Source organism: Dietzia timorensis (assembly GCF_020742175.1).
Classification (GTDB): domain Bacteria; phylum Actinomycetota; class Actinomycetes; order Mycobacteriales; family Mycobacteriaceae; genus Dietzia; species Dietzia timorensis_A.
The window spans coordinates 20,066-30,444 of record NZ_DYXM01000051.1; the positions used below are offsets into that span (position 1 = coordinate 20,066).

Annotated in this window: 10 protein-coding genes; 5 read left to right on the forward strand and 5 right to left on the reverse strand. The window is 67.5% G+C overall.

Annotated elements, in window-relative coordinates; translation table 11 throughout:
• Positions 1-48 precede the first annotated feature (48 nt).
• From K8V11_RS02580 to K8V11_RS02590, 3 genes are all read right to left on the reverse strand, one after another.
• A complete protein-coding gene (locus tag K8V11_RS02580) occupies positions 49-441 on the reverse strand; it encodes a hypothetical protein (RefSeq protein ID WP_303910651.1) in 393 nt (130 codons plus the stop codon).
• Between the two features lie 115 nt (positions 442-556).
• The gene (locus K8V11_RS02585) at positions 557-1,444 is read right to left on the reverse strand and encodes a LytR C-terminal domain-containing protein (RefSeq protein ID WP_303910652.1); all 888 of its coding nucleotides are present in this window, start codon (positions 1,442-1,444) and stop codon (positions 557-559) included.
• A 123-nt stretch (positions 1,445-1,567) separates the two neighbouring features.
• Entirely contained in the window at positions 1,568-1,861 is a 294-nt protein-coding gene (locus K8V11_RS02590) for a DUF3263 domain-containing protein (protein WP_303910653.1), read from the reverse strand.
• 117 nt (positions 1,862-1,978) lie between these two features.
• Here K8V11_RS02590 and K8V11_RS02595 point away from each other — a divergent pair, with 117 nt between their 5' ends.
• From K8V11_RS02595 to K8V11_RS02605, 3 genes are all read left to right on the forward strand, one after another.
• On the forward strand, positions 1,979-2,602 hold the full coding sequence (locus K8V11_RS02595; protein WP_303910654.1) for a peptide deformylase: 624 nt from the start codon (positions 1,979-1,981) through the stop codon (positions 2,600-2,602).
• Complete coding sequence (locus K8V11_RS02600; protein ID WP_303910655.1) at positions 2,595-3,659, forward strand: GNAT family N-acetyltransferase; 1,065 nt, start codon at positions 2,595-2,597, stop codon at positions 3,657-3,659. Before K8V11_RS02595 ends, K8V11_RS02600 begins: the two co-directional genes overlap by 8 nt.
• Positions 3,660-3,804: 145 nt before the next feature.
• Positions 3,805-3,948 carry a hypothetical protein gene (locus K8V11_RS02605; protein ID WP_197487678.1) on the forward strand — a complete coding sequence of 48 codons (144 nt, stop codon included), beginning with the start codon at positions 3,805-3,807 and terminating at the stop codon, positions 3,946-3,948.
• 366 nt (positions 3,949-4,314) lie between these two features.
• On the opposite strand, the gene K8V11_RS02610 is transcribed toward K8V11_RS02605, so the two are convergent.
• Positions 4,315-6,090, reverse strand: a complete 1,776-nt coding sequence (locus tag K8V11_RS02610; RefSeq protein WP_303910656.1) for an acyl-CoA dehydrogenase family protein — start codon at positions 6,088-6,090, stop codon at positions 4,315-4,317.
• Between the two features lie 123 nt (positions 6,091-6,213).
• Here K8V11_RS02610 and K8V11_RS02615 point away from each other — a divergent pair, with 123 nt between their 5' ends.
• Together K8V11_RS02615 and ppk2 are read left to right on the forward strand one after the other, a co-directional pair.
• Positions 6,214-7,059 carry an exodeoxyribonuclease III gene (locus K8V11_RS02615; protein ID WP_303910657.1) on the forward strand — a complete coding sequence of 282 codons (846 nt, stop codon included), beginning with the start codon at positions 6,214-6,216 and terminating at the stop codon, positions 7,057-7,059.
• A gap of 123 nt (positions 7,060-7,182) precedes the next feature.
• Complete coding sequence (gene ppk2, locus K8V11_RS02620) at positions 7,183-8,076, forward strand: polyphosphate kinase 2 (protein ID WP_303910658.1); 894 nt, start codon at positions 7,183-7,185, stop codon at positions 8,074-8,076.
• 31 nt (positions 8,077-8,107) lie between these two features.
• Here ppk2 and K8V11_RS02625 read toward each other — a convergent pair.
• The coding region (locus tag K8V11_RS02625; RefSeq protein ID WP_303910659.1) for an excinuclease ABC subunit UvrA at positions 8,108-10,379 on the reverse strand (2,272 nt) is incomplete at its 5' end.

The following is a 10,379-nucleotide window of genomic DNA, read 5'->3' on the forward strand; positions in this document are numbered from 1 at the left end:
GCGAGCTCCCCGGCTTTTCAAAAAGCTACCGGGCGGCTCTCGGACTGATTATTGTCCTGCCGGAACCTGGGCCTGCTGGCCGCCGGCCGCGCCGGGCACAGCACCCTGTGCGCCTTCCTGGCCCAGCATCTGCTGCTGGGCGGCACCGCCCGTCTGCTGCTCGCCGCCCGCCTGCTGCTCGGCGGCGGCGCCTGCTGCGCCCGGCTGCTCGGTGACCGTGACGGTAACCGGGGCGTCGCCCGACTCCTCCTCGCCGTGCCCCGCCTCGCCGTGTGCATCCGACTCGGCAGCGGCCGGCTCCGAGTACGACGGCAACGTGTACTCGCCCGTGTTCTCGGAAGGCTTCTCGTTCGGCGGGTAGCACGCGGCCAGTGCCGCCGCCAGCACGAGTGCGGGCGCGGCGATTGCCACGCGGGTGGAAGTCGAAAAACGCGAAGCCATGAGGCGCTCCTGGTAGGTCTCTTACAGTGGGCTTACGGCCATCTTATCGGCCGAGCCCCCGCCGTATGGAACTGGGCACAAATGCGCCCCTGCGAATCGGGGTGGCCGGAAGAACCTAGCGGCCCTGCATGTCCTGGGTGACGATGACGATGACGCCCGGAGCGGCATCACCGAGGCCCTCGAAGCGCGGCCGTGCCTCGATGCCGAGTTCCCCGGCGATTCGCTCGGCCTCGGCCTTCTCGCCCGCGCCCTCGCCGTAGTAGACGCCCGAGGTCGGCACGTTGCCCTCGGAGTAGTTGCCGACCTCCTTCACGTCCGCGCCGCTGCCGCGCAGCGTGCCGGCGACATCGTCGGCGAGGCCGGAGATCGTCGAATTGTTGTAGACACGGACCGGGACCTCGCCGGGTCCTGCGGCTCCATTGGCGGCTCCGGCGCCGTTCTCGCCGGCCGCGGCGCCGTTCTGTCCGTTCTGCGCCTCGTTCGCCGGTGCCTCGGCGTCCGCGCCGCCTTGCTGACCGGTGCCGTCCTGCTGCTGTCCTTCGGTGCCGCCGGGCGCGGACCCCTCGGCGGAATCGGCACCTCCGGCGTCAGACGGTGATTCGACCACGGATTGGGAGGCAGGTTCGGCCGAATTGTCGTCGTCCGAGCCGGTGAACAGCTGGACGAGGCCGATGGCGATGGCGATCACGACAAGCGTGAGCAGCACCATCGCGATAGCGCGATAGGGAACGCCACTGGCGAGCTCGTCGGCGTCTTCCGACGGCTCGACCGAGGGATCGCCGGCGGGCGTGTCCCAGCCCGCCGCGTCCTCGTGGCTGTACGTGCCCTCGGTGGGGCGATCGGGCTGGTAGCCGTCGTAAGCGTCGTACCCCGGCCCCTCGCTGGGCGCGTGGTGACCGGAGTGCGCGCCGTCCGCATAAGGATCGGCCGCGTTCGGTTCGCCGTAGCCGTTAGGGTCATAGCCCTGCGAGTCGAACTCGCCTGGGTAACGAGGGTCGCTCATCGTGTCCTCTCTCGTTCCTTCGCACATGACTGTCGGCCATGTGGCAGCTGGCCGGTACGGACGCCAAGGACGAGAAGGCGCTGGGGCGGCGAGCTGACTTCAAACACCTACCCGAACATTAAGCTAATCGAACCGCATTCCGGTGGAGCGTCCCGCGCGTGCCTTCTGCCTCGAATCCCTTAGCCTGCGCAAACGCTTGACGAGCAGCGGGTCGTGTTCCAGCGCCTCCGAGGAGTCGAGAAGGGTGTTGAGCAGCTGGAAATAGCGGGTGGCGTTCATGTCGAACTTCGCGCGGATCGCCTCTTCCTTCGACCCGGCAAAGCGCCACCACTGGCGCTCGAAATCGAGCATCGCGATGTCCCGCTCGGACAACTCCTTCGCGCCCTGTTCCGCGCGCTGCTGTGTGGGTGCGCTCATCGGGCCTCCTTAGGCATCGAAGCGACATCTGTTATCCCACCAAGTTACACGCTTGTAAGTACCCGGGGAAAGTGCTCGGTGGCATGTACACCGGGTGGGCGGGGTAAAGTTTCGCCCATGTCGATACGCCCGATCGTGATTGCCGGTGAGCCAGTTCTGCACTCGCCCATCCCGCCGACCACCGCGTCCGCGGCGGACCTCGCCGAGCTGCTCACGGACATGTTCGACACGCTGGCCGCCTCCAACGGCGTGGGCCTGGCCGCGAACCAGATCGGCGTCGCCGAGCGCGTCTTCGTCTACGACTGCCCGGATATGGACAACGCCGACGGCTCGGTGATGTCCAAGGCGGAGCTCGACGCGCGCGGATTCGTCAATCGGAAGGGCGCCGTCATCAATCCGGTGCTCGAGACCTCCGAGATCCCGGAGACCATGCCGGACCCGGATAACGACTACGAGGGCTGCCTCTCCGTGCCGGGCGAGAACTTCCCGACCGGGCGCGCGTCGTGGGCGCGTGTCACGGGAATCGACGAGAACGGCGAGGAGGTTTCGGTCGAGGGGTATGGCTTTTTCGCGCGCTGCCTGCAGCACGAGGTCGGCCACCTCGACGGTTACTTGTACACCGACCTGCTCGTCGGGCGCCACAAGAAGGCCGCCAAGCGCGCGATCCGCGACAACGGCTGGGGCGTACCCGGCCTGAGCTGGGACCCGGCGACCGATCCCGACCCGTTCGCAAATGACTGAACATTCCCGCTGGAACGACGGCCGCGAGCTGCGCATCGGCGTGCGAGTGATGGTCCGCCGGCACCTGCGAGACGGCGACACCTCGCATCTGTACACCGATGTGCTCGGCGAGGTGACGGGTCTGGAACCGCTTCGGGTGCGGCCGAAATCGGGCGGCGAGGTGGAGATCCCCGACGCCGACATCGCGGTGCTCAAGGTGTTGCCGCCACGGCCGGTGATGGTGCGCGATATCCGCGCGTTGACCTCGGCCGCGGGGCGCGGCTGGCCGGGTACGGAGACCGAAATCGTCGGCGGCTGGATGTGCCGCGCCGGCGACTCGTGGTCCTATCGCCACGGCGCCGCGGTACCCGTCCACCCGTGGGCCGTCGACACCGACCTCGCCGAGATCGCCGAGTGGTACTCCGCGCGCGCCCTCCCCGCGTGGGTCGAGCTTCCGCGCCGCCTCGTGGCCGCGGATCAGCTGCTCGTGGACGGTTCACGTATGACGTCGGACGCCGCCTCCGCCATGGAGGCCGCCGGATCCGGGGAACTCGAAGTGCGCACGGCGGCGCTCGATGCGCTCGTGCCCGAGGGGTCGTCGACGGGCGCCGGTTCTCCGGCCGGCGGTGCCGGCTCCGTCGGCGAGGCCCTCCCGCCGGGCGCGAAGATCGAGCTCACCGAGACCCCCTCGGACGGCTTCCTCGCCGCGTACCACGGCACGGCAACCTTCAGCCGCGATATCGTCGCGCCGACACTCGCCGCCCACACCGACGGCGTTCGCTTCGCACATCTCCTTATCGACGGTGAGCTCGCCGCGATCGCGCGCGGCAGCCTATCCGCCGCGGACTCCGGCCCCACGACGCTTGGGATTTCCTGCGTCGAGACGACACCGGACTTTCGACGCCGTGGTCTCGCGCGGGACGTCGTCGTCGCGCTCGCCGAATGGGCGCGCGGCGAGGGCGCATCGACCGCGCACCTGCACGTGTTCAGGCGAAACACCGCAGGGCTCGCGCTCTGGTCCGAGCTCGGCTTCGTCGAACATCACCGGACGCTGCACGCGCCGATCCCCCGGGGCTGAGGTTCTTCGCGTTGTCGCTGTGCCGCGGATTCGTTGCAGGTTCGTCGCCGATACTTCGCAAATTCGTTGCCGCGACCATTGACATCAGGGCTACGCTTTAAACATCAGCGCAAGTCGAGCTGAACGAACACAGCGGAGGCGAATAATGACCGCCGGAGAAAAAGACCACGTACCCACACCGGACCCCGACGACGAGGCTGCGGTCAAGGTCAAGCACGATCACGATGACGACATGGCCGACGAGTGGGGCCGGGAGTCCTTCCCCGCCTCGGACCCGCCGGAGTACTGATAGCTCGCCGCCGGCGCTAATTGGCGGCGGCGCAACTTCTCGATAAGACGAAACCCCCTGCCGGTGCAGAATTTACTGCACCCGGCAGGGGGTTCTTTGCGCAAAGGTTCGCCCGTTTTTGGAGCCCGTACACGTCTGGACGCCAGTTCGTACCGATAAACGCCCGTACACGCCTGAAAAACTGGCGTCTATCGGTCGAAAGTGGCGTCCAGTCGACGACTGTCGAGCGATCGCTCCCGACTTGGCGGCCAGCGCGGCTGGCGCGGTGCGGCCAGCAGCGCGGCCGGCGTGGCGCGGTGCGGCCAGCAGCGCGGCCGGCGTGGCGCGGCCAACGCCAACCGCCGCCGGTCGCCGCGCCAACTTCCGCTAGTACGCGATCGCGGCGTCGTCCATGAGCACGTCGGTCGAGGCCAGCGCGAAGTCGAAGTTCGGCTCGGCCTGCGGCAGCAGCCACTCGAAGAAGAACTTCGCGAGCGAGACGTGCTTGGCGGCGACCTCGGCGTCGGCATCCGAGGACTCGAGGCCGGCCTTCGCGGCAAGCAGCCAGAAGTGCGCGAAGGAGAGGTAGCCGAGCGCGCGGAGCACCGGCGTCGCGGCGGCGAGCACGCGCACGTCGTTCTCTCCGGCCTGCGAGAAGGACTCCATCACGGACTTCTCGAGCCGATCGGCGTAGGAGACCAGGGTCTCGCCGTAGGAGGTGAAGCCCTCGGGCGCCGACGAGCCGTTCTCGCGTACCAGCGCGAGGAAGGACTTGAGGCGCTCGCCGCCGTCACCGGCGATCTTCCGGCCGATGAGGTCGAGTGCCTGCACGCCATTGGTGCCCTCGTAGATCGGCAGAATGCGGGCGTCGCGCAGGTACAGCTCGGCGCCCGTCTCGTGGATGTAGCCCATGCCGCCGTGGATCTGGACGCCGAGGGAAGCGACATCGACGGCGACGTCAGTGCCGAAGCCCTTACCGACCGGGGTGAGGAGCTCGACGAAGCCCTCGGCCTTGGCGCGGTCCTCCTCGGAGGTGTTGGGTGCGTGCGCGATGTCGTACTGGAGGGTGATCCAGTGCATGAGCATGCGGTATCCGCCGACCCATGCCTTCTGCTCGAGGAGCATGCGGCGCACGTCGGGCTGGAGGATGATCGGATCCGAGCCCTTGGGGCGGTCGCCGCGCACGGACTTCGGCGCCTTCGACTGGATGCGCTCGCGGGAGTAGTCGAGCGCGAGCTGAGAGGCGGCATCGGCGATGGACAGGCCCTGCATGGCGGTGCCGATGCGGGCGTGGTTCATCATCACGAACATCGCGGGAAGGCCGCGGTTCTCCTCGCCCACGAGCCAGCCGCGGGCGTTCTCGAATCGGATCTGGCAGGTCGGCGAGCCGTGGATGCCCATCTTGTGCTCGATGCCGTCACAGTGGACGCCGTTGTTCTCGCCGACGGAGCCGTCGTCTGCGACCTCGTTACGAGGAACGACGAACAGCGAGATGCCGCGCGTGCCCTCGGGAGCGCCCGGGGTGCGGGCGAGAACGAGGTGGATGATGTTGTCGGTGAAGTCGTGCTGCCCGGCGGAGATGAAGATCTTGTTGCCGGAGATCGAGTACGATCCGTCGTCGTTCGGCTGCGCCTTCGTGGTGAGCAGGCCGAGGTCGGTGCCAGCCTGCGGCTCGGTGAGGCACATCGTGCCGGTCCACTCGCCGGAGACCATCTTCGGGACGAACTTCTCCTTGAGCTCGTCCGATCCGACGCTCGAGAGCGCCTTGATCGCGCCGTTGGTCAGGCCCGAGTACATCGACCATGCGGACGAGGCGGCCGCGCTTGCCTCGTTGGCCGCGGTGGTCAACGTGTACGGCATCCCGCCGCCGCCGAATTCCTCGTCGTGGCCGATGGTGTTCCAGCCGGCCTCGGTGAATTCCTGCCAGGCCTTCTTGTAGCCGGCGGGGGTGGTGACCTCCCCGTCGGACCACTGTGCACCCTCAGAGTCGGCGTCGAGGTTGATCGGCGCGACGGCCTGCTCCATGAATTCGCCGTAGCCCTGCAGCACGGAGTCGAAGGTGTCCTTGTCGACCTCGACACCGGCAGCCTGCAGCTGGTTCACGGCGTCGAGGACGTTGTGGACGGAGAATTTGATGTCTTTGAAGGGAACCTTGTAGCTCATACCTTCGAGTGTATCCCTCTCTGCGGCAAGTGAAGCGACTACCTTACCGGCGAGTACACCCGCGGCTACCTGCAGTTATTTAATGCTCGACATTAAATGTCAGCTCGGCGATAAACTGCCGACATGTCTTCTCACAGCTCCCAGCCCCAGGACGCTCCGCGCTCGCCGCTTTCTCTCGCGACGTGGAACGTCAACTCGATCCGCGCCCGCGTAGACCGGGTCATCGACTGGATCGGCCGCTCGGATGTCGATGTGCTCGCGATGCAGGAAACCAAGTGCAAGGATTCGCAGTTCCCGTACGAGCGTTTCTCCGAGATCGGCTACGAGGTCGCCCACTTCGGCCTCTCGCAGTGGAACGGTGTCGCCATCGCCTCGCGTGTCGGGCTCGAAGACGTGCAGACCGGCTTCCCGGACATGCCGGGCTTTGCCAAGGACCCCGAGGCCGAGCAGGCGGGCGAGGCGCGCGCGATCTCGGCGCTAGTCGGCGGAGTGCGGGTGTGGAGCCTGTACGTGCCGAACGGCCGAGAGCTCACCGACCGCCATTACACGTACAAGCTCGACTGGCTTGCCGCGCTGCGCACCTATGCGGAAAAACAGGTCGCGGATGACGCCGGAGTCCAGATCGCGCTTGTCGGCGACTGGAATGTGGCGCCTTTGGACGAGGATGTCTGGGATATGGAGTTCTTCGAGGGGAAGACGCATGTCTCGCAGCCCGAGAGGGATGCGTTCGACGCGTTCGCGGACGCCGGTTACAAAGAAATCACCCGGGGTTTCACTCCCGGCCCCGGGGTGTACACCTACTGGGACTACACACAACTGAGGTTCCCGAAAAAGCAGGGCATGCGCATCGATTTCCAGGTGTGCTCTCCGGCCCTCGCGGATCGGGCGACCGACGCCTCCATCGACCGGGAAGAGCGAAAGGGTAAGGGCGCGTCCGATCATGCGCCCGTTATCGCCCATTTCGCCTAGCGCGGTGGGCGGCGTCGCCATTGGGGGAAAGCAGGTCCGGCGTCATACATGGGTGTGCGCCGGCTGATCCTTGGATGCGGTGGCCGGGTGGCCGGTGCCGGGTTCGGGTGTGAAAGGGATGTCATGAGTAATTTCGAGCTTCGCCACTACATCGACCGGCTGCGCGCCGAGGGGTACACGGTGCGCGACGACCACGGCGAGGATCCGGACCTCATCGATATCAACGGCAAGGCCGTGGACACGTGGCGCGAGAACTACCCGTACGACGAACGCCTCGACCGCGCGCAGTACGACGTCGAGAAGTATCTGCTGCAGATCGAGCTGCTCAAGTTCCAGAATTGGACGGCCGAGACGAACCGGCGCCATGTCATCGTGTTCGAGGGACGCGACGCCGCGGGCAAGGGCGGCACGATCAAGCGGTTCAACGAGTTCATCAACGTGCGGATGGCGCGGACGGTGGCGCTGGTCAAGCCGACCGAGACCGAGCAGCACCAGTGGTATTTCCAGCGCTACATCGCGCATCTACCCACGAAGGGCGAGATCGTGATGTTCGACCGGTCTTGGTACAACCGCGCCGGCGTCGAGCGGGTCATGGGTTTTTGCACCAACGACCAGTACGAGTCGTTTATGCGGCAGGCGCCGGAGTTCGAGCGGATGCTGGTCAACGACGGTATTTCGCTCACGAAGTTCTGGTTCTCGGTGACCCGGCAGGAACAGCGCACCCGCTTCGCGATCCGGCAGCTCGATCCTGTGCGCCGGTGGAAGTTGTCGCCGATGGACCTCGAATCGCTGGACAAATGGGAGCTGTACACGAACGCGAAAGAGGAGATGTTCCGGCGCACCGACACCGAATGGGCGCCGTGGACGACGATCAAGTCGAACGACAAGAAGCGGGCGCGCATCAACGCGCTGCGGTTCTTCCTCAACCAGTTCGACTACCCGGACAAGGACACCCAGGTCGTGTTCCCCGCAGATCCGAAAATCGTGCAGCGCGGCAAGGATGCCGTGGGCGACTAGTTCCGCCGGGAGACACGGGCAGGCGCGGGCCTCAGCCGAGGCTGTGGGCGAGGTGCTGGGCGAGGTAGTTCCCGGTGAGGCTCGCCTCGATCGCGGCGACCTCGTCCGGCGTTCCCGCGCAGACGACCTTTCCGCCGTCCTCGCCTCCGCCGGGGCCCATGTCGATCACGTAGTCGGCATTGGCCACGAGGTCGAGGTCGTGCTCGATGACGAGCACGCTGCCGCCCTGGTCGAGGAGCTGTTGCAGCACACCGATGAGCACGCGCACGTCGCGTGGGTGGAGCCCGACGGTCGGCTCGTCGAACACGAATAGGGTGCGCCCCTGGGACCGTCGCAGCTCGGAGACCAGCTTGAGGCGCTGTGCCTCGCCGCCCGAGAGCGCCGGGGTCGCCTCGCCGAGCGTGAGATAGCCGAGGCCCACGTCGAGCAGGCCCTGCAGCTTCGTCCGCACTCGCGGGACGCCGCCGATGTGGTCGATGGCCTCGGCGATCGTCATCGCGAGCACGCGCGGCAGGGTCAGTGGGCCGGAGCCCGTGTCGGAGGGGCGCACGTACTTCTCGGCCGCCGGCGCGAAGCGGGAGCCCTCGCATTCGGGGCAGGCGATGTCGATGTCCGGCAGGAATTGCGCATCGAGCGAGATCTCCCCTGTCCCCTCGCAGCGCGGGCAGCGCAGGGAGCCGGTGTTATAGGAGAAGCCCCCGGCCTTGAGCCCGTCCTCCCGCGCTGAGTCCAGCCTTGCCCATTCGCGGCGCAGCTCGTCGAGCACCCCGGAATACGTCGCCACCGTCGACCGCACGTTCTGCCCGATCGGAGTCGCATCGACGACGTTGACCCGTTCGATTCCTGCGGGCTCGAGCGCGGCGACGTGGCCCGGCGCGGGCGTGTCCGCGTCGGCCTGGAGCGCGGGGACGAGGCTCTCGAGCACCATGGTCGTCTTGCCCGAACCGGATACCCCGGTGACGGCGGTGAGCCGCCCGCGGGGGACCGACACGTCCAACGCGTCGACCGTATGTATGGGCCGCGTGCGCAACCGCAGCGTCCCTTCGGCGAACACCTCATCGCGCGCCACGCGGCTGCGGATGACGACGTCCTCGCGGCCGGCGAGGAATCCGCCTATCACCGAGTTCGGATCGCCGCCGAGCTCCGCGGGCGTCCCGGTGGCGACGACCCGCCCGCCGTCACGCCCGGAGCCGGGCCCGATCTCGACGAGATGGTCCGCGCCGCGCAGCACCTGCGCGTCGTGGTCGACCATGACCACCGAATTGCCGTCGGCGAGAAGGTCCTGCAGCACTCCCTCGAGCCCGCGGATGTTCGCAGGGTGCAGCCCGATCGACGGTTCGTCGAGCACGTAGAGCACGCCTGTGGTCTGGTTCCGCACCGATCGCGCGAGCTGCACCCGCTGCCGCTCCCCCGTCGACAATGTCGCGCCCGCCCGGTCGAGCGCGAGATACCCCAGGCCGAGGTCGAGCAGCCGCCGCGCCGTAGAGGTGAGAGCGTCGACGAGAATCTCGGCCATCCGGCGCATCTCCTGCGGCAGCTTTTCCGGCACCCCGGCGGCCCACTGGTTGACGTCGGCGAGCGCCATCGCGGTGACGTCCGCGAGCCCGAGCTCGCCGATCCGTGGCGCGCGGGCGGCCGGCGACAGCCGCGTGCCCTCGCAGTCCGGGCAGGTGTGTTCGCGCAGGAACCTGCGCACCCGAGAAAGCCGCCGCTCGGTATCGGCGCGCGCCAACTCCTCGGTGACCGTGAGCCGCGCGTTTCGGAAGGTGAAGTTGAGCTCGTGGACGCCGTTCTTCGTGGCGACCGTGATGTCCTTCTTCTCCTCCGGGCCGTTGAACACGATCTCGCGTTCCCAGTCGCTCAGCTCGTCCCATGGCACGTCGATCCGCACGCCGAATTCGGCGGCGATCTGCGGTTGTACGTTGAACCCGAACATCTGCCACGGGATGACGGTGCCATCGGCAATCGACATCGCCCCGTCGCGGATGAGAGCGCCGTCGTCGACCTCGCGCACCGTCCCCGTTCCCTCGCAGCGCGGGCAGGCACCGCCGGAATTGAACGCGAGTGCCTCCGCGCCCGGCGGCTCGAAGGAGACGCCGCATTCTCGGCATTCCACCGGGATCTCGGCGGCGACGTCGAGCGTCGGCGGGTTCCGATGCCCATTCGGGCACACGTGCTCGGCGAGGCGCGAGAACATCAGCCGCAGCACGTTGAGTAGCTCGGTCGACGTGCCGAAGGTCGACCGCACCCCGGGGACGCCCGGCCGCTGCCGGAGCGCGAGCGCGGCGGGCACATGGGCGACC